At 59.9% G+C, this 17,613-nt stretch carries 17 protein-coding genes; 5 read left to right on the plus strand and 12 right to left on the minus strand.

Annotated elements, in window-relative coordinates; genetic code table 11:
- Positions 1 to 101 precede the first annotated feature (101 nt).
- From ACYZTM_RS18885 to ACYZTM_RS18895, 3 genes are all read right to left on the minus strand, one after another.
- Positions 102 to 1,055: an adenosine deaminase gene (locus ACYZTM_RS18885; RefSeq protein ID WP_131058934.1), complete on the minus strand. Its 954-nt coding sequence runs from the start codon at positions 1,053 to 1,055 to the stop codon at positions 102 to 104.
- Positions 1,056 to 1,137: 82 nt separating this feature from the next.
- Entirely contained in the window at positions 1,138 to 2,103 is a 966-nt protein-coding gene (locus tag ACYZTM_RS18890; protein ID WP_461984006.1) for a 2-oxoglutarate and iron-dependent oxygenase domain-containing protein, read from the minus strand.
- A 172-nt stretch (positions 2,104 to 2,275) separates the two neighbouring features.
- Positions 2,276 to 3,358, minus strand: a complete 1,083-nt coding sequence (locus ACYZTM_RS18895) for a BMP family ABC transporter substrate-binding protein (RefSeq protein WP_461984008.1) — start codon at positions 3,356 to 3,358, stop codon at positions 2,276 to 2,278.
- A gap of 314 nt (positions 3,359 to 3,672) precedes the next feature.
- On the opposite strand from ACYZTM_RS18895, the gene ACYZTM_RS18900 reads away from it, so the two are divergent.
- Complete coding sequence (locus ACYZTM_RS18900) at positions 3,673 to 4,761, plus strand: calcium:cation antiporter (RefSeq protein WP_461984010.1); 1,089 nt, start codon at positions 3,673 to 3,675, stop codon at positions 4,759 to 4,761.
- A gap of 79 nt (positions 4,762 to 4,840) precedes the next feature.
- On the opposite strand, the gene ACYZTM_RS18905 is transcribed toward ACYZTM_RS18900, so the two are convergent.
- The 3 genes from ACYZTM_RS18905 to ACYZTM_RS18915 all read right to left on the minus strand — a co-directional run bounded on the left by ACYZTM_RS18905 (position 4,841) and on the right by ACYZTM_RS18915 (position 7,448).
- Complete coding sequence (locus ACYZTM_RS18905) at positions 4,841 to 6,199, minus strand: 8-oxoguanine deaminase (protein ID WP_461984012.1); 1,359 nt, start codon at positions 6,197 to 6,199, stop codon at positions 4,841 to 4,843.
- A gap of 186 nt (positions 6,200 to 6,385) precedes the next feature.
- Entirely contained in the window at positions 6,386 to 7,072 is a 687-nt protein-coding gene (locus ACYZTM_RS18910) for an SDR family oxidoreductase (protein WP_461984014.1), read from the minus strand.
- Between the two features lie 25 nt (positions 7,073 to 7,097).
- A complete protein-coding gene (locus ACYZTM_RS18915; RefSeq protein WP_131058955.1) occupies positions 7,098 to 7,448 on the minus strand; it encodes a MerR family transcriptional regulator in 351 nt (116 codons plus the stop codon).
- Between the two features lie 83 nt (positions 7,449 to 7,531).
- On the opposite strand from ACYZTM_RS18915, the gene ACYZTM_RS18920 reads away from it, so the two are divergent.
- Complete coding sequence (locus tag ACYZTM_RS18920; protein ID WP_461984016.1) at positions 7,532 to 8,014, plus strand: hypothetical protein; 483 nt, start codon at positions 7,532 to 7,534, stop codon at positions 8,012 to 8,014.
- Here ACYZTM_RS18920 and ACYZTM_RS18925 read toward each other — a convergent pair.
- Genes ACYZTM_RS18925 through ACYZTM_RS18935 form a run of 3 tightly spaced genes read right to left on the minus strand, consistent with a single transcriptional unit; the run spans position 8,011 to position 11,620 of the window.
- On the minus strand, positions 8,011 to 8,937 hold the full coding sequence (locus ACYZTM_RS18925; RefSeq protein ID WP_461984018.1) for an ABC transporter permease: 927 nt from the start codon (positions 8,935 to 8,937) through the stop codon (positions 8,011 to 8,013). The two genes, ACYZTM_RS18920 and ACYZTM_RS18925, sit on opposite strands and share 4 nt — an antisense overlap.
- On the minus strand, positions 8,937 to 10,043 hold the full coding sequence (locus ACYZTM_RS18930; RefSeq protein WP_461984020.1) for an ABC transporter permease: 1,107 nt from the start codon (positions 10,041 to 10,043) through the stop codon (positions 8,937 to 8,939). The genes ACYZTM_RS18925 and ACYZTM_RS18930 overlap by 1 nt, the downstream gene beginning before the upstream one ends.
- A gap of 11 nt (positions 10,044 to 10,054) precedes the next feature.
- On the minus strand, positions 10,055 to 11,620 hold the full coding sequence (locus ACYZTM_RS18935) for an ABC transporter ATP-binding protein (RefSeq protein ID WP_461984022.1): 1,566 nt from the start codon (positions 11,618 to 11,620) through the stop codon (positions 10,055 to 10,057).
- A 30-nt stretch (positions 11,621 to 11,650) separates the two neighbouring features.
- On the opposite strand from ACYZTM_RS18935, the gene ACYZTM_RS18940 reads away from it, so the two are divergent.
- Positions 11,651 to 11,926, plus strand: a complete 276-nt coding sequence (locus tag ACYZTM_RS18940; RefSeq protein ID WP_461984024.1) for a hypothetical protein — start codon at positions 11,651 to 11,653, stop codon at positions 11,924 to 11,926.
- 226 nt (positions 11,927 to 12,152) lie between these two features.
- Here ACYZTM_RS18940 and ACYZTM_RS18945 read toward each other — a convergent pair whose 3' ends face one another.
- The 3 genes from ACYZTM_RS18945 to ACYZTM_RS18955 form a co-directional block, all read right to left on the minus strand.
- Positions 12,153 to 12,734, minus strand: a complete 582-nt coding sequence (locus ACYZTM_RS18945) for an IMPACT family protein (protein ID WP_461984026.1) — start codon at positions 12,732 to 12,734, stop codon at positions 12,153 to 12,155.
- A gap of 7 nt (positions 12,735 to 12,741) precedes the next feature.
- Complete coding sequence (locus tag ACYZTM_RS18950) at positions 12,742 to 13,392, minus strand: TetR/AcrR family transcriptional regulator (protein WP_131058947.1); 651 nt, start codon at positions 13,390 to 13,392, stop codon at positions 12,742 to 12,744.
- A gap of 239 nt (positions 13,393 to 13,631) precedes the next feature.
- The gene (locus ACYZTM_RS18955) at positions 13,632 to 14,552 is read right to left on the minus strand and encodes a LysR family transcriptional regulator (RefSeq protein ID WP_008006295.1); all 921 of its coding nucleotides are present in this window, start codon (positions 14,550 to 14,552) and stop codon (positions 13,632 to 13,634) included.
- A gap of 124 nt (positions 14,553 to 14,676) precedes the next feature.
- Here ACYZTM_RS18955 and aptA point away from each other — a divergent pair, with 124 nt between their 5' ends.
- Entirely contained in the window at positions 14,677 to 16,026 is a 1,350-nt protein-coding gene (gene aptA, locus ACYZTM_RS18960; RefSeq protein WP_131058948.1) for an omega-aminotransferase AptA, read from the plus strand.
- 64 nt (positions 16,027 to 16,090) lie between these two features.
- Positions 16,091 to 17,584: a CoA-acylating methylmalonate-semialdehyde dehydrogenase gene (locus tag ACYZTM_RS18965; protein ID WP_131058949.1), complete on the plus strand. Its 1,494-nt coding sequence runs from the start codon at positions 16,091 to 16,093 to the stop codon at positions 17,582 to 17,584.
- Positions 17,585 to 17,613: the final 29 nt, after the last annotated feature.

Genomic DNA, 17,613 nt, shown 5'->3' on the forward strand with positions numbered 1-17,613 from the left:
CTGATACTGCGTTATTGCAGGTTTGGGGCCGCTGCGCGACCCAACGGGGATAAATCCCCTCACCACAAAGGCTCGCTCCTACAGGGGTTATGCGGTGGGGCTTATGGTTTCACCAATCGGGCATCCAGGCTGTTCTGCGCCAGTCGTTTGGCCTGATCCTGGGTCATGCCCAGATCGGTGTATAGCGCATGGAAGTTCTCTGTCACATACCCGCCAAAGTACGCCGGGTCATCCGAGTTCACCGTCACTTTCACGCCACGCTCAAGCATGTCGAGAATGTTGTGCTGGGACATGTGGTCGAACACGCAGAGCTTGGTGTTGGACAACGGGCACACGGTCAGCGGGATCTGCTCGTCGATGATTCGCTGCATCAAGCGCTCGTCTTCGATGGCGCGCACGCCATGGTCGATGCGCTGGATTTTCAGCAGGTCGAGGGCTTCCCAGATGTACTCGGGCGGGCCTTCTTCACCGGCGTGGGCGACAGTCAGGAAACCTTCGTGACGGGCACGATCGAACACGCGCTGGAACTTGCTCGGAGGGTGACCCATTTCCGAACTGTCCAGGCCCACTGCGACAAACGCCTCGCGAAACGGCAGCGCCTGGTCGAGGGTTTTCTGTGCTTCTTCTTCGCTCAGGTGACGCAAGAAGCTCAGAATCAAACCGCTGGTGATGCCCAGTTGCTGCTCACCATCCTTGAGCGCCGCCGCGATGCCGTTAAGCACCACTTCGAACGGCACGCCACGATCGGTGTGGGTCTGCGGGTCGAAGAACGGTTCGGTGTGAATCACGTTCTGCGCCTTGCAACGCAACAGGTAGGCCCAGGTCAGGTCGTAGAAATCCTGGGAGGTGCGCAACACGTCAGCGCCCTGGTAATACAGGTCGAGAAACTCTTGCAGGTTGTTGAAGGCGTACGCCTTGCGCAGGGTTTCGACATCGCTCCACGGCAGGGCGATCTTGTTGCGTTCGGCCAGGGCGAACAGCAACTCAGGCTCCAGCGAACCCTCGAGGTGCAGGTGCAGTTCTGCCTTGGGCAGGGCGTTCAGCCAGTCGTACATAGTCTTTTCTCATCAGGTGCAGATGGCGAGCATTCTACAGATGCCCGTAGAAACAATTAGCAAAACCTGACCAGCCGGTTCATCACACCGCTGGCTGTTCCCGTCGATAGGCGTAGGTCTCGGCGAAGCGCGAGAGCAGGAATTCGGCGCAGGTGGTGGCCGGGTACTTCGCCGGGTGTGATTCGTCCTGGCAACCGGGCAAGCATTCAATGGGTGTGTCGGGGTGGGGTTCGGCGAAGAACGGCATCGAGTATCGATCGACACCCAGCGGGCTGATCACCCGGTGCGGCGTCGACACATAACGGTCGTTACTCCAGCGCGCCATCATGTCGCCGAGATTGACCACGAACGTGCCTTCGATTGGCGGCGCGTCGATCCACTCGCCTTTGACGTTGCGCACTTGCAGGCCACCTGCGGCGTCCTGGTACAACAGGGTGATGCAGCCATAATCGGTATGAGCGCCGGCGCCTTGCTGATCGATGGAACTGGCAGTGTGGCGCGGCGGGTAATGAATCATCCGCAGGACGCTGACCGGCTCAACGAAACGGGTGTCGAAGAAGTCGCGCTCAATGTTCAGCGCCATCGTCATGGCTCGCAACAGGGTTTGGGCGAGCGCCTGCATGTCGACGTAGTGTTGCTCCATCAAGGCTTCCCATCCAGGGATTGATGGATGACGGTTGGGGCCGCGCAACGGTTTTTCCGCCAACACGTGCGGGTGATCGGCCGGCAGGTGGAGGCCCATGTCGAAGGTTTCTTTCAGGTCGCTGGGTTTGCTCGGGTCAAGTTGCTCGGTCGCGATGGCGCCGTAGCCGCGATGGTGACGGGTTTGGGTGATGTCGATCTTGAGCTTTTCGCCGACGGGCAGGGCGAAGAAGCGTTGGGCATGGTCGAGCACGGCGTCGATGCGCGAAGGGCTGATCGGGTGCCCCTTGATGTAGAAAAAGCCCCACTCGCGGCAGGCGTGGTCGATCTCTTCGGCAACGCATTTCCAGGCGTGCTGGTCTTTGCTGTAGAGCGGGGTGATGTCGATGATGGGAAGGCTATTCATGCGGCTGTCCTGATAGAGGTATTGGCTGGATCACAATCCATCAAACACCACAGATCCAATGTGGGAGCGGGCTTGCTCGCGAAAGCGGTGTGTCAGCCAACATCAATGCTGAATGTACTGCCGATTTCGCGAGCAAGCCCGCTCCCACAGGGATTTGTGTTCGCCTTGGGAGTTACTTCGGGATGTCGGCCTTCATGCCTTCAACGTAGTAGTTCATCGACGCCAGTTGCGCATTGCTGGCCGTCGCGCCCGCCGCGATTTTCTCGGTGCCGACCTGATCCTTGATCGGCCCTGTGAACGGGTGGAAGGCGCCGCTCTTGATGTCCGCAATGATCTGCTCGGCTTCGGTTTTCACTGCCGCTGGCACCAGGTCACTGATTGGCAGCTCAACCGTGCCTTCTTTCAATCCGCCCCAGTAGTCCTGCGACTTCCACGTGTGGTCGAGCACGCTTTGGGTCGCCTGAATGTAATGCGGGCCCCAGTCGTTGACGATTGAAGTCAGCACCGCTTTCGGCCCGAAGTGCGCCATGTCCGAAGCGTAGCCGACGGCGTACACGCCGCGACGTTCAGCCGCCTGAATGGGCGCAGGGCTGTCGGTGTGCTGGAACACCACGTCCACGCCCTGGTCGATCAGCGCATTGGCGGCATCGGCTTCCTTGCCCGGGTCGAACCAGGAATTGACCCACACCACCTTGATCTCGGTGCCGGGGTTGTACTTGTTCAGGGCCAGTTGAATGGCGTTGATGTCGCGGATCACTTCCGGGATCGGGAAGGACGCGACGTAGCCGATCTTTTTGGTCTTGGTCATCTTCGCCGCGAGGAAGCCGCCAACGTAGCGACCTTCATACGTGCGCGCCAGGTAGGTGCCGAGGTTCTTGTCCTGCTTGTAGCCGGTGGCGTGTTCGAAGGTCACCTTGGGAAACTGCTTGGCGACTTTCAGGGTCGGGTTCATGTAGCCGAAGGACGTGGTGAAGATCAGGTCGTAGTTGTCCTTGGCCATGTTGCGGATCACCCGCTCGGCGTCGGCCCCTTCGGCGACGTTTTCCACGTAGTTAGTGGTGATCTGATTGCCGAACTTGTCGGCCAGCGCCTTTCGCCCCTGTTCATGCTGATACGTCCAGCCGTGGTCACCGATCGGACCGATATAGACGAAGCCGACTTTCAGCGGGTCGGCGGCACTGGCGGTCAGGCTGGCGCTCAGACCGATGGCTGCGACGACGGCGCAAAGCAGCTTCTTCAACGGACGTTTGTGCATGAATTCGAACTCCATGTTGTTGTGAGGTTGGCAGGGGCAATGCAAATTGCTGACCAACAGGACAACAAGCGATTCGAAACCGTGTAACGGCCTTCGCGGGCAAGCCTCGCTCCTACAGGTCGGCGTCGCTCTTGTAGGAGCGAGCGGTGCGGCGATCCGACTTGCCCGCGAAGAGGCCCGCAAGGTCAATAAAAGTGCATCGCCGATCACAGCCGCCATCCACTGGTGCGCTAAGGTGTAACGAAACGTTAGCGCCGCCTCGCAGTCAGTAGCTCATCACACTGGTTTCGCTTCACTCGGCAAAAAGGCCTGGAATGCTCACACTCCTCAAGCAAGAAAAGTTTTTGTTGCTTGCCCTGATCGCAGCATTCATCGCTTACCCGATGGAACACTGGATGCTGCACAGCGGCCAACCCATTGCGCTGACCGCCGGCCTGGTGCTGATCGCGTTCATCGTCGTCGCCTCCATGCGCGTCGCCCATCACGCCGAACTGCTCGCTGAAAAAGTCGGCGACCCTTACGGCACGATGATCCTGACCCTGGCCGCGGTGCTGGTGGAAGTGGTGATCCTGGCGATCATGATGAGCAACGAAGCTTCGCCGACCCTGGTGCGGGACACGATTTATTCGGCGGTGATGCTCGACATCAACGGCATACTTGGCCTGGCCGCGTTGATGGGCGGGATCAAGCATGGCGAACAGTCTTACAACGACGACTCGGCCCGCAGCTACAGCGTGATGATCCTCACCGCCATGGGCGTTTCCATGGTGGTGCCGGAGTTCATCCCCGAGGCCAACTGGAAGATTTATTCGGCGTTCACGATTGGCGCGATGGTCGTGCTCTATGCCCTGTTCCTGCGTATGCAGGTCGGGCCGCACAGTTATTTCTTCAGTTACAGCTACCCGGAAAAACGTCGCAGGAAAGTCCCGGAGGAGGAGCCTGAACCGGTCAATCTGGCGCTGAGTATCGGCACGTTGGTGTTTGGCGTGGTGGTCATTGGCGCCTTGGCCGAAGTGATGTCCAAGACCCTCGACCTGGGCCTGGAAGGCACGGGCGCACCGCCGGTGATAACGGCGATTCTGGTGGCGGCCATTTCCGCTGCACCTGAGATTCTGACCGCGTTGCGCGCGGCGTTGGCCAATCGCATGCAATCGGTGGTCAACATCGCCATGGGCGCGTCACTGTCGACGGTGATTCTGACGGTGCCGGTGATGGAAGCGATGGCGCTCTACACCGGCCAGCCGTTCCAGATGGCGATGACCCCGGTGCAAACGGTGATGATCTTCCTCACCCTGATTGTCAGTGCAATCAACCTCAACGACGGCGAAACCAATGCCATCGAAGGCATGACGCATTTCGTATTGTTTGCGACGTTCATCATGTTGTCGCTGCTGGGCCTCTAAAAGCTTCGCGGGCAAGCCTCGCTCCTACAGGGAAATGCGCATCCCTGTAGGAGCGAGGCTTGCCCGCGAAGGCGTCCGGTCAGGTGCCGGCGATCAACTGCCGGGCCGCCTGGCTGTGATCGGCGATCAAACCTTTGAGATCCAGCCCTTCAACCTGCCCGTCAATCACTCGCCACTTGCCACCGATCATCACCCGATCCGCCCGGTCCGCGCCGCACAGCAGCAACGCCGACACCGGATCATGGCTACCGGAGAAACGCAGCTCATCAAGCTTGAACAACGCCAGGTCCGCCTGCTTGCCCACCGCCAGCTCACCGATATCGGTACGCCCGAGCAAACTCGCCGAGCCCTTGGTCGCCCAACCCAAAACCAGTTCAGGCGTGATCTTCTCCGCGCCATACCGCAGCCGCTGAATGTAAAGCGCCTGGCGGGTTTCGAGCATCATGTTCGACGCATCGTTGGACGCCGAGCCGTCCACGCCCAGCCCCAGCAACGCGCCAGCAGCGGTCAGGTCCAGCGTCGGGCAAATGCCAGAGGCCAGGCGCATGTTCGAACTCGGGCAATGGCAAATCCCGGTGCCCGCGGCGCCGAGGCGGGCGATTTCGTCCGGGTTGAAGTGGATGCCGTGGGCCAGCCAGGTACGTGGGCCGAGCCAGCCGACGCTGTCCAGATAATCCACGGTGCGCAACCCAAAGCGTTGCAGGCAGAAGTCTTCTTCGTCGAGGGTTTCGGCCAGGTGCGTGTGCAGGCGCACGTCGAGTTTGTTCGCCAGTTCGGCACTGGCGGACATGATTTTCGGCGTCACTGAAAACGGCGAACACGGTGCCAGGGCGATCTGGATTTGCGCGCCATCGCCACGCTCGTGGTATTCGGCGATCAAACGCTGACTGTCGTCGAGGATCACTTCGCCTTCCTGGACGGTTTGCTGCGGTGGCAGGCCGCCGTCCTTTTCGCCAAGGCTCATGGAACCGCGCGTCAGCATGGCGCGCATGCCCAGTTCGCGGACGCTCTCGATTTGCACGTCGATCGCATTTTCCAGACCTTCGGGAAACAGATAGTGGTGATCGGCGGCAGTGGTGCAGCCGGACAGCAGCAATTCAGCCAACGCGACTTTGGTGGCGAGGGCGAGTTTTTCAGGGGTGAGGCGTGCCCAGACCGGGTAGAGGGTTTTCAGCCAGGGGAACAACGGCTGATTGACCACTGGCGCCCAGGCGCGGGTCAGGGTTTGATAGAAGTGGTGATGGGTGTTGATCAGCCCCGGCAGGATCACATGCTCGCGGGCATCGAAGACTTGTCCACAGGGCGCGGACGGTTGCTGGCCAGCGGCGAGCACTTCGACGATCACGCTGTCTTGCACAACCAGACCGCCACGGGCATCGAGGTCATTGGCAGTAAAGATCGCGAGGGGGGTTTTTAACCAGGTACGGGTCGCAGGCATGTTGGCCGGCTCCTCTGAAAGTGGGGTTCAGGTTAGCCAGCTCAGTGATTACCCTGTCTGCTGATCCAGGGTCGCCGCTAGGGCGAGGTGCGGAGTTTCAAACAAAACCACGCAGCGGGCAAGCCCGGACCGACCAGACGACGCAAATCCCGGAGCAGGCTCGCTCCCACAGGCGAATTGCGGTGATTACCAGGGAATGGTTTCGCCTCTGTAGTTCACAAAATGATGCCCACCCTTGCCGACATAAGCATTCACCTGATCAACCAACCCACGCGTACTGGTTTCCACATCGATGTCGGCGCCTTCACCGCCCATGTCGGTCTTCACCCAGCCCGGATGCAACGACAGCACAGTAAGTTTCTGCTCGCCCAGTTGAGTCACGAAGCTGTTGGTCATGGAGTTCAGCGCCGCTTTACTGGCCTTGTACAACGCCAGCTCCGGCGCGTCCGGCATGGTCACGCTACCGAGTACTGAACTCATGAACGCCAGCACGCCGGTGTCCGGGCGAATCTGCCCGGCAAAACGTTGTGCCAGGTTGATCGGCGCCACGGCGTTGGTGAAGAACAGTTGACCGACTTCGGCCAACGTCGCGCCGCCCGGCGTCTGCACCTCCGGCCCCTTGACCCCGGCATTGACGAACAGCAAATCAAACACTTCACCCTTGAGCTGTTGGCTCAGGGCGATGACGGCCTGCTGATCATCCATGTCGAGTTTCTCGATCCGTACCTTGCCCAACGCTTGCAGCGCTTCGGCGTTCTGCGGGTTGCGCACGGTGGCGGTGACTTGCCAGCCGTCGCCCAGCAGGGTTTTCACCAGACCGAGGCCCAAGCCCCGGGAGGCGCCGATGATGAGTGCGGTTTTTGCCTTGGACATGAGTGGCTTCCTTGATAAATGAGGATCATGGACGTAATGGACAGCGTTGCCCGAGCCGTTGTTGCAACTCGTTTCGCAATGCACCGAGTTCGTCCATACGGGTTTCAATCAGCTTGAGCTTGTCTTGCAGCAATTGCGTGACGGCGCTGTCAGGGTCGGGCGATTGCCATATCGCGGCGACGCTGTTGCCGATCTCGCCAAGCGTAAAGCCCAACCGCTGAGCCGTCTTGATGTACAGCACCAGTTGCACCATATCGGGCGGATAGTCGCGATAGCCGTTGGCACTGCGTTGCGCCGCGATCAGTCCGCGCTGCTCGTAGAAGCGCAGTGTGTCGCGGCTGACCGCGCTGGCCTGGGCTAATTCACCGATGCGCATCATGACGTCTCGAGAGGGGCTTGACCTTGGAGCATACTCCAGGCTTTAGCCTAGTTGCTCCCTGAATTTATGGAGCAAGGCCGATGTGGACTTCAACGCAATATCGCCGGTTGGTGCGGGGCAGCGCCTGGTATGACTTGATCGTCATGGTGGCGTTTGTCACGCCGTGGAGTTTTGCTGCATTGCATGGGATGTTGTTGAGTGTGAGTCAGGCTTTCGAATTGTCCGGCGAGCTGCCGCCGTTTGAGCCGATGCACATGCTGATGGCCAATCTGTTGGGGTCGATTGTCTGCGTCTGGGCGGTGCTGCGGATTCGGGATCCGCAGCAAGTGTATGGGCGGTATGACGCGGTGGGGCGGTTTTTGTTTGCGGCCTGGCAGGCTTATGCCTTGGCCCACGGCGGGAGTTCGCTATTGGCTATTTTCCTGTTCTTTGAATTGGCGTGGGGCGTAGCTCAGGTGTTGCCAGTGCGGGTGTCATCGCGAGCAGGCTCGCTCCCACAGGGGAACTCGGTCTACTGTGGGACCGAGCTTGCTCGGGATGAGGCCGGTGCAGGCCATCACTAATGTCCGCCCTGCCACGGCTGCCCCAACGACACCGGCGCATACAACCGCGTGCGCACCGCATCCCGCGACAGCAGCACCAACACCACAATCGTCGCGACGTACGGCAGCATCGCCAGCAGACTCGACGGAATCGCCAGCCCCAATCCCTGCGCCACCAGGTGCAGGATGCTGGCGAGCCCGAACAGGTACGCCCCCAACAGCAATCGCCACACTCGCCAACTGGCAAACACCACCAGCGCCAAGGCAATCCAGCCACGCCCGGCGCTCATGTTTTCCGCCCACATCGGCGTGTAGGCCAGGGACAAATAAGCCCCGGCCAGCCCGGCCATCGCCCCACCAAAAAGGACCGCCAACGTGCGCACACGCAACACCGGCAAGCCCATCGCACTGGCGGCATCCGGGCTTTCCCCGACGGCCTGAATGATCAGCCCGACACGACTTTTCAGAATCACCCACGCCACCAGCGCAAACAGTGCGAACGACAGATACACCAGCAGATCCTGCGCAAACAGCATCCGCCCGATCAGCGGAATCTCACTCAACCAGGGAATCGCCACCGGCTCAAAACCCGCCAGTGGTTTACCGACCCACGCCGCGCCGACAAACGTCGACAGGCCCACGCCGAAAATCGTCAGCGCCAATCCGGTGGCCACCTGATTGGCGTTGAACACCAGCGCCACCAGCGCAAACAACGACGACAACAGCATCCCGGCGAGCATCGCCAGCCACACGCCGAGCCACAGGTTGCCGCTGTTCAGCGCGACGATAAACCCGATCACCGCGCCAAACAGCATCATGCCTTCCTGACCCAAATTCAGTACGCCGCTCTTCTCGCAGACCAATTCACCCAAAGCCACCAACAGCAACGGTGTGCCGCAGCGGACCATGGCGTAGAAAATATTGCTCAGCAGATCGATGTCCATCACAGCGCTCCTGCGTGTCTGGCGGTGGCTGGCGCGCGGCGAGTCCAGCGCAGGTTCAAACGCGGTCGGTAGAGAATCAGCACGTCACTGGCCAGCAGAAAAAACAGCATCATGCCCTGGAACAGTTGGGTGATCGCTTGCGGCAGATTCATGCTCATCTGCGCGCTCTCGCCGCCGATGTACAGCAACGCCATCAGCAAGCTGGAAAACAGAATGCCGATGGGGTTGAGTCGCCCGAGAAACGCCACAGTGATCGCGGCATAGCCATAACCCGGCGAGACTTGCGGCACCAGTTGGCCGATGGGTCCGGTGACTTCACAAACCCCGGCCAGCCCTGCCAGTCCGCCGCTGATCAACAACGCCAGCCAGATCAGCCGTTTCTCGCGAAACCCGACGAAACCCGCCGCACGCTTGTCCAGCCCGAGCACTTTGATCTGGAACCCGACAAAGCTTTTCTGCAATAAAACCCAGACCGCCACCAACGCGAGCAGGGCGAAATACACCCCGGCGTGAGCCCGGCCGTCCTCCATCAACAGCGGCAAGCGGCTGGCATCGCCGAACATCGCCGATTCCGGAAAGTTGAACCCGGCCGGGTCCTTCAGTGGCCCATGCACGCAGAACAGCAGCAGGTTCAGCGCGATGTAATTGAGCATGATGCTGGTGAGGATTTCGTTGGCATTGAAGCGCGTGCGCAACCACGCTGTCAGCCCGCCCCACGCGGCACCGGCGAGGGTGCCGACGAGCAGGATCAGCACCAGCGCCCAGCGACTTTGCATGTCGATGATGTTCACCGCCAGTGCACTGCCGGCCAGGGCGCCGAGCAGCAATTGGCCTTCGGCGCCGATGTTCCAGATCCGCGCCTGATACGCCACGGCCAGGCCCAGCGCGCAAAGCAGAATCGGCAAGGCTTTGACCAACAGTTCGGAGACCCCGTACAAGTCGCTGACCGGCGCGATCAGCAGGGTGTGCAACGTGAGCAGCGGGTCATGGCCCAGCGCAATAAACAGCAGCGAACCGCAGCCCAATGTCAGGACGGCCGCCAGCAACGGCGAGCACCACAGCATCAGGCGCGATTGCTGGCCACGGGGTTCGAGAGAAAGCAGCATGTGAAACTCCGTTAAGCCGTTGCGGATGCGTGTGATTGAGGGGTGTCGAACTGGCCGGCCATCCAGCGGCCAACATCGATCAGGCGCGTGTCGACCGTGGCCCTGAGTGGCGACAGACGTCCGCTGCACAAGGCGCCGAGGCGGTCGCTGATCTGGAACAATTCGTCCAGGTCTTCGCTGATCACCAGGATCGCCGCGCCGGCATCGCGCAGGGCAATCAGCGCACGGTGAATGGTGGCGGCAGCGCCGACATCCACGCCCCAGGTCGGGTGCGCGGCCACCAGCAACTTCGGCTGCTGAAGGATCTCGCGGCCGAGGATGAATTTCTGCAAATTGCCCCCGGACAAGCTGCGGGCTGGCGCCTGGGTATCGGGTGTCTTCACGCCAAAGCGGCTGATGATTTCTTGCGCCAACGCTTCGACCTTGGCGCGCTGGATCAGCCCATTGCTGACCAGCCCTTGTTGAAATGCGGTGAGCAGGGCGTTGTCGGCGAGGCTCAATTCGGGCACCGCACCGTGGCCAAGACGCTCGGCAGGAACGAACGCGAGACCGAGTTTGCGTCGTGCATCGGGCCGTAAATCGGCGACCGGTTGCTCGCCGAAACGGATCGTCGCGTTGTCGTTTCGGGCCAGCCGTTCTTCGCCGCTTAGCAGGGCCAGCAACTCATCCTGACCATTGCCTGCAACGTCGGCGATACCGACGATTTCGCCGCTGCGCACTTCGAGGGTAATGTCCGACAGGGAGCAGCCGAACGGGTCCGGGTTGTGCCACGACAAGTCGCTTACGTTCAAAAATCCATCACCGCCGATCACCTTTGGATAATCGGTCATCAGTTCAGCCGCCTCGCCCACCATCAGCGTTGCCAATTGCTGATCCGAACACTCGGCCGGCACGCAATGCCCGGCCACTCGACCTCCGCGCAGCACCGTGGCGCTGTGACACAACGCGCGTACTTCTCCGAGCTTGTGGCTGATAAACAGAATGCTGCAGCCCTCTGCCGCGAGTCGGCGCAGGGTGACAAAGAGGTCGTCGGCCTCCTGCGGTGTGAGCACCGAAGTCGGCTCATCGAGAATCAACAGACGAATGTCCTGCATCAGGCAGCGAATGATTTCCACCCGTTGCCGCTCGCCGATCGACAGGCTGTGGACAAGTCGCTCCGGTTCCAGCGCCATGCCGTAGCGCCGGGAGACTTCACGAATCTTTGGCTCAAGCTGTTTCGGCGTGCCGGCCGCCGCCCCCATCGCCAAGGCGATGTTCTGCGCCACGCTGAGGGTTTCGAACAGCGAGAAATGCTGGAACACCATGCCGATTCCCAGTCCGCGAGCCTGCGCCGGGTTGCGCAAGTTCACGCGTTGGCCTTGCCAGATCAGTTCGCCAGAATCGGCGTGGGTGACGCCGTAGATGATTTTCATCAACGTACTTTTGCCCGCGCCGTTTTCGCCGAGCAGGGCGTGGATTTCACCGGGAGCAATGTTCAGGTCGATGGCGTCGTTGGCCAGGCAACCGGGGTAACGTTTGCTGATGCTGCGCAATTGCAGGCGGGGCGTTTGATCGGGGATCGGCACGGGGTTGGGCATGACTGGCTCGGGTCGACAGGAGTTATGCTTGTGGATAAAGCAATTTCCTGGCCATTGAGTCAGGAAAACCGAAAATCCCTGGTGGCAAAGGCATTGGGCACAGGGCCTCGTCATTTTTCGAACACCGATCAGGCACTACTTGGGGGCAAAGTCTTTGATCAGGCTCTGATTTTGCTCGCTGTGAATTGGTCAAAAAACGAGCAGCACGCGGCGACCTATGCCGGGTATAGGGCTGCGCCAGCCATGAACGGGTTATCCACAGGTTGTTCCACAGTATTTGTGCGCAAGCCGAAAGCACTGGCATAAGCACTGTGCGGCTATCTTCTAAAGGTGATAACCGACGCTAACCGTTTGTTTTTTCGTGGAATTACTCTTCAGTGTGGGAGATTGGACGAAAAACGAGCAAAGCCCGCAAAGCCGCATGACAGAAGGGTTACAGCAGGATATGCGCAGGTTATCCACAGCCGGGTGCACAGCAGATGTGGGCAAGTGAACAAGCTCGACGAAAGGCCAGTGAACGTTGTTGGTGCGATCAGTGCTTTAACACAATGCGCCCGCGACTCAAGTCTGCGAGCTGCGTTTGCAAGGTCGTGATCTGCTCTTTGCCGATCGCCAATTGCAATTCCACGCCATCGGCGGTGAAGGTTTCTTCCACCACCAAACCACCCGATTCCGCGACCCGAAGTTTCACCAGCGCCAACTCGCCAAATGCACAGGCACAACTCACCGGCACCCGGCTAATCAGTTCGACTTTTGCCGCGCCTTGCAGGCACTTGTTGGCGCCGCCGCCATAGGCCCGGGCGAGACCACCGGTGCCCAGTTGAATGCCGCCGTACCAACGAATCACCAGCACCGCGACCTGATCGCAATCCTGCGCTTCGATGGCCGCCAGAATCGGCCGTCCTGCGGTGCCGCCCGGTTCGCCATCGTCATTGCTGCGGTATTGATCGCCGAGCTTCCAGGCCCAGCAGTTGTGCGAGGCGTTCAAATCGCTGTGCTGATCGATGAATGCCTGGGCTTCAGCGGGGCTGGAGATCGGTGCGGCGAAGGTGATGAAACGGCTTTTGCGAATCTCTTCGCGGTATTCGCAAAAACCGCTGAGGGTAAAAGGCATAAGTGTCTTAGATAACTGGCGTGAGGCCGCAGCCCTTGAGGATGATGCGGATCAGGTTGTTGCCGGCGTCTTCCATGTCTTGTTTTGTCAGCTTGGTGCGACCGCTGACACGGCAGATCTGTGTGGCGAAGTCGGCGTAATGCTGAGTGCTGCCCCACAGAAGGAAGATCAGGTTAACCGGATCGACCGGGTCCATCTTGCCGTCGTCGATCCACGCCTGGAACACCGCCGCCCGACCCTGAAACCAGGCGCGATAGTCCTGGTTGAAATACTCGGTCAGGCATTCGCCGCCACTGATCACTTCCATGGCGAAGATCCGCGAGGCTTGCGGCTGGCGACGGGAGAATTCCATTTTGGCGCGGATGTAACGCGTCAGCGCTTCGGCCGGATCATCCTCGGCGGTCAGGGTGTTGAAAGTGCTGTCCCACAACTGGAGGATGTTGCTCAACACCGCCACGTACAAACCGAGTTTGTTGGTGAAGTAGTAATGCAGGTTCGCCTTCGGCAACCCGGCATTCAGAGCGATGGTGTTCATGCTGGTGCCTTTGAATCCGTGACGGGCAAATTCGTCTTCGGCGGCTTTGATGATGGTCTCTTCGTTCTTCTGACGAATGCGGCTGGCAGGTTTGCCGCCGTGAGCGGGGACTTCAAAGGTCATAGGCACTTCCGAACAGGATGGGTGGGTGCAACCAAATGCGTTGATAGCGCACCCACAGGCTTCAGACAAGTCCCGACGCGATAAAACCTGAACACCCCAGATCCCTGTAGGAGCGAAGCTTGCTCCGGGCGGCGTTCCGACGAAGGCGTCTTAACATTCAGCATTGATGTTGATTGAGCCGACGTCTTCGTCGGAACGCCGCCCGGAGCAAGCTTCGCTCCTACAGTGCATGTTGGTTCTTAGCGGGTTGCGGCAAGACTCTCCAGAAAGCTTTCCAGCACCAAATGCGGGCGACGGCCCTTGCGCGTGACCGATGCGAGGCTCAGGTCATAAAAGCGCGCCTTGGGTTTCAGCGCACGCAATCGACCTTGCTGCACCCAGAGGCTGGCGTAATGGTCCGGCAGGTAGCCGATGTAGCGCCCGGTGAGGATCAGGAACGCCATGCCTTCGCGGTCCGAGGCACTGGCGGTGCAATTGAGTGCCTGGTAGTGCGCCTGGATTTCTGCCGGCAAACGAAAGGTCGGCGCGATGGCGTCCTGACTGTTGAGGCGCTCGTCGTCCAGCTGCTTGTCGTCGACATAAAACAAGGGGTGGCCGACCGCGCAATACAGCAGCGAGCGTTCGCTGTAGAGCGGCTGATATTCAAGCCCCGACAGCGCACTGGCCTGTGGCACCACGCCGACATGCAGGCGTCCGTCGAGCACACCTTGTTCGACTTCGTTGGGCGCGATCATGCGGATCTGAATCTGTACGTCCGGCCCGCGCTCCTTCAATTGCGCGAGGGCATGGGTGATGCGCATGTGGGGCAGGGTGACGAGGTTGTCGGTCAGGCCGATAGTCAATTCACCGCGCAGATGCTGGTGCAGACCGTTGACCTCGGTGCGGAAACTTTCCAGCGCACTTAATAGTTGCAACGCCGATTGGTAAACCTCGCGACCTTCTTCGGTCAGGGAAAACCCGGCGCGACCGCGTTGGCATAAACGCAGGCCGAGGCGTTGTTCCAGATCGCTCATTTGCTGGCTGATGGCCGAGCGACCGATTCCCAGCACCGATTCCGCCGCGGAGAAGCCGCCGCATTCAACGACGCTGCGGAAGATCCTCAATAAGCGGATATCAAAGTCGCTGACTTGTGCGAGTGGATCGGGACGGCGGCTACTCATAGTTTAGTGGTGGCCTGACTGAACGTTAGAAGAGTTGGATTTCATCGACTTTATCCCCGTGGCAATTTAGCTGCAAGAACGCTTTTGATCTCTATGCCGCTTATTGCCCTGCGAGGTTTTGCCCATGAACTTGCCCGAAAACGCCCCGACTTCCCTGGCCAGCCAGCTCAAGCTCGATGCTCACTGGATGCCCTACACCGCCAACCGCAATTTCCAGCGCGATCCGCGACTGATCGTGGCGGCTGAAGGCAGTTGGCTGACGGACGACAAGGGTCGCAAGGTCTACGATTCGTTGTCGGGTCTGTGGACCTGTGGCGCCGGGCATACTCGCAAGGAAATCCAGGAAGCCGTCGCCAAGCAACTCGGCACGCTCGATTACTCGCCAGGTTTCCAGTACGGCCATCCGTTGTCGTTTCAACTGGCCGAGAAAATCACTGATCTGACGCCGGGCAATCTGAATCACGTGTTCTTCACCGACTCGGGTTCCGAGTGCGCCGACACGGCAGTGAAAATGGTGCGTGCTTACTGGCGCCTGAAAGGCCAGGCCACCAAGACCAAAATGATCGGCCGTGCCCGGGGCTACCACGGAGTGAACATCGCCGGCACCAGCCTTGGCGGTGTGAACGGCAACCGTAAGATGTTCGGTCAGGCGATGATGGACGTCGATCACTTGCCGCACACGTTACTGGCGAGCAATGCCTACTCCCGTGGCATGCCGACAGAGGGCGGAATCGCGCTGGCTGATGAACTGCTCAAGCTGATCGAACTGCATGATGCTTCGAACATCGCTGCGGTGTTCGTCGAGCCAATGGCCGGTTCCGCTGGCGTACTCGTTCCGCCGCAGGGCTACTTAAAGCGTCTGCGTGAAATCTGCGATCAGCACAACATCCTGCTGGTGTTCGACGAAGTGATCACAGGTTTTGGCCGTACCGGTTCGATGTTTGGTGCTGACAGCTTTGGCGTGACCCCGGACCTGATGTGCATTGCCAAGCAAGTCACCAACGGCGCGATCCCGATGGGCGCTGTAGTTGCCAGTTCCGAGATTTATCAGACGTTCATGAACCAGGCGACGCCGGAGTACGCGGTGGAATTCCCGCACGGTTATACCTACTCCGCACACCCTGTTGCTTGCGCGGCTGGCCTGGCCGCACTCGATCTTCTGCAAAAGGAAAACCTGGTGCAGAGCGTGGCCGAAGTCGCGCCGCATTTTGAAAATGCGCTGCATGGCCTGAGGGGCTCGAAAAACATTATCGACATTCGTAACTACGGTCTGGCCGGGGCGATCCAGATCGCACCACGTGACGGCGACGCCATCGTGCGTCCGTTTGAAGCGGGCATGGCGTTGTGGAAAGCCGGGTTCTACGTGCGCTTTGGCGGCGATACCCTGCAGTTCGGCCCAACCTTCAACAGCAAGCCCCAAGACCTTGATCGCCTGTTCGACGCGGTCGGCGAAGTGCTGAACAAAATCGACTGATATTCCTTTCTATATAGAGGCGTCCTTTGAAGGGCGCCTGTGGACAACTTTTCTGGAGCCCCGCATGAGCCTTATCCCGCATTTGATCAATGGCGAACTGGTGACCGAAGACGGTCGCACGGCTGACGTGTTCAACCCGTCCACCGGCCAGGCGATCCACAAGCTGCCGTTGGCCAGCCGCGAAACCATTCAGAAAGCCATCGACTCGGCCAAGGCTGCGTTCCCGGCCTGGCGTAACACGCCACCGGCCAAACGTGCGCAGGTGATGTTCCGCTTCAAGCAGCTGCTGGAACAGAACGAAGGGCGTATCGCTCAACTGATCAGCGAAGAACACGGCAAGACGCTGGAAGATGCGGCGGGTGAATTGAAGCGCGGTATCGAGAACGTTGAGTTCGCTTGCGCAGCGCCGGAAATTCTCAAGGGCGAATACAGCCGTAACGTGGGTCCGAACATTGATGCCTGGTCGGACTTCCAGCCGTTGGGCGTGGTGGCCGGTATTACCCCGTTCAACTTCCCGGCCATGGTGCCGCTGTGGATGTATCCGCTGGCGATCGTCTGCGGCAACTGCTTCATCCTCAAACCGTCCGAGCGTGACCCAAGTTCGACGCTGTTGATTGCTCAATTGCTGCTGGAAGCCGGTCTACCAAAAGGGGTGCTGAGCGTAGTGCATGGCGATAAGGCTGCGGTGGATGCGCTGATCGAAGCGCCGGAAGTCAAAGCGTTGAGCTTTGTGGGTTCGACACCGATAGCCGAATACATCTACGCCGAGGGCACCAAGCGCGGCAAGCGCGTTCAGGCACTGGGTGGCGCGAAGAACCATGCGGTGCTGATGCCGGATGCGGATCTGGATAACGCGGTCAGCGCACTGATGGGCGCGGCCTACGGTTCTTGCGGTGAGCGTTGCATGGCGATTTCGGTGGCCGTTTGCGTCGGTGATCAGGTGGCGGATGCGTTGGTGGCCAAACTGGTGCCGCAGGTCAAAGCACTGAAAATCGGTGCCGGTACGACCTGTGGTCTGGACATGGGGCCGCTGGTTTCCGGCCAGGCTCGCGACAAAGTCAGTGGCTATATAGAAGACGGCGTTTCTTCTGGTGCGACCTTGGTGGTGGATGGTCGTGGTCTGAGCGTTGCCGGTCATGAGGAAGGCTTCTTCCTGGGTGGCTGCCTGTTCGATAACGTCACGCCAGAGATGCGCATCTATAAAGAAGAGATCTTTGGGCCGGTGCTGTGTGTCGTTCGGGTCAATAGCCTGGAAGAGGCGATGCAGCTGATCAACGATCACGAGTATGGCAATGGCACCTGCATCTTCACCCGTGATGGGGAAGCGGCGCGGTTGTTCTGTGATGAGATCGAAGTCGGTATGGTCGGCGTCAACGTGCCGTTGCCGGTGCCGGTGGCTTATCACAGCTTTGGCGGCTGGAAGCGTTCGCTGTTCGGCGATCTGCATGCGTATGGCCCGGATGGCGTGCGTTTCTACACCCGTCGCAAGGCCATCACCCAGCGCTGGCCGCAGCGTGCGAGCCATGAAGCGTCGCAATTCGCATTCCCTAGCTTGTAAGTAGAAGGGTAGAAGGCCGAGCCCCAAGG

It is taken from the genome of Pseudomonas sp. MDT2-39-1, from assembly GCF_054898085.1.

Bases quoted from the DNA above. Each gene is read 5' to 3' on its own strand.
- ACYZTM_RS18925 (WP_461984018.1), bottom strand. From the start codon at position 8,937: ATGGACATCGATCTGCTGAGCAATATTTTCTACGCCATGGTCCGCTGC.
- ACYZTM_RS18930 (WP_461984020.1), bottom strand. From the start codon at position 10,043: ATGCTGCTTTCTCTCGAACCCCGTGGCCAGCAATCGCGCCTGATGCTG.
- ACYZTM_RS18965 (WP_131058949.1), top strand. From the start codon at position 16,091: ATGAGCCTTATCCCGCATTTGATCAATGGCGAACTGGTGACCGAAGAC.
- ACYZTM_RS18885 (WP_131058934.1), bottom strand. From the start codon at position 1,055: ATGTACGACTGGCTGAACGCCCTGCCCAAGGCAGAACTGCACCTGCAC.
- ACYZTM_RS18895 (WP_461984008.1), bottom strand. From the start codon at position 3,358: ATGCACAAACGTCCGTTGAAGAAGCTGCTTTGCGCCGTCGTCGCAGCC.
- ACYZTM_RS18905 (WP_461984012.1), bottom strand. From the start codon at position 6,199: ATGCCTGCGACCCGTACCTGGTTAAAAACCCCCCTCGCGATCTTTACT.
- ACYZTM_RS18950 (WP_131058947.1), bottom strand. From the start codon at position 13,392: ATGACCTTTGAAGTCCCCGCTCACGGCGGCAAACCTGCCAGCCGCATT.
- ACYZTM_RS18890 (WP_461984006.1), bottom strand. From the start codon at position 2,103: ATGAATAGCCTTCCCATCATCGACATCACCCCGCTCTACAGCAAAGAC.
- ACYZTM_RS18910 (WP_461984014.1), bottom strand. From the start codon at position 7,072: ATGTCCAAGGCAAAAACCGCACTCATCATCGGCGCCTCCCGGGGCTTG.
- ACYZTM_RS18900 (WP_461984010.1), top strand. From the start codon at position 3,673: ATGCTCACACTCCTCAAGCAAGAAAAGTTTTTGTTGCTTGCCCTGATC.
- ACYZTM_RS18920 (WP_461984016.1), top strand. From the start codon at position 7,532: ATGTGGACTTCAACGCAATATCGCCGGTTGGTGCGGGGCAGCGCCTGG.
- ACYZTM_RS18945 (WP_461984026.1), bottom strand. From the start codon at position 12,734: ATGCCTTTTACCCTCAGCGGTTTTTGCGAATACCGCGAAGAGATTCGC.
- ACYZTM_RS18935 (WP_461984022.1), bottom strand. From the start codon at position 11,620: ATGCCCAACCCCGTGCCGATCCCCGATCAAACGCCCCGCCTGCAATTG.
- ACYZTM_RS18955 (WP_008006295.1), bottom strand. From the start codon at position 14,552: ATGAGTAGCCGCCGTCCCGATCCACTCGCACAAGTCAGCGACTTTGAT.
- ACYZTM_RS18915 (WP_131058955.1), bottom strand. From the start codon at position 7,448: ATGCGCATCGGTGAATTAGCCCAGGCCAGCGCGGTCAGCCGCGACACA.
- aptA (WP_131058948.1), top strand. From the start codon at position 14,677: ATGAACTTGCCCGAAAACGCCCCGACTTCCCTGGCCAGCCAGCTCAAG.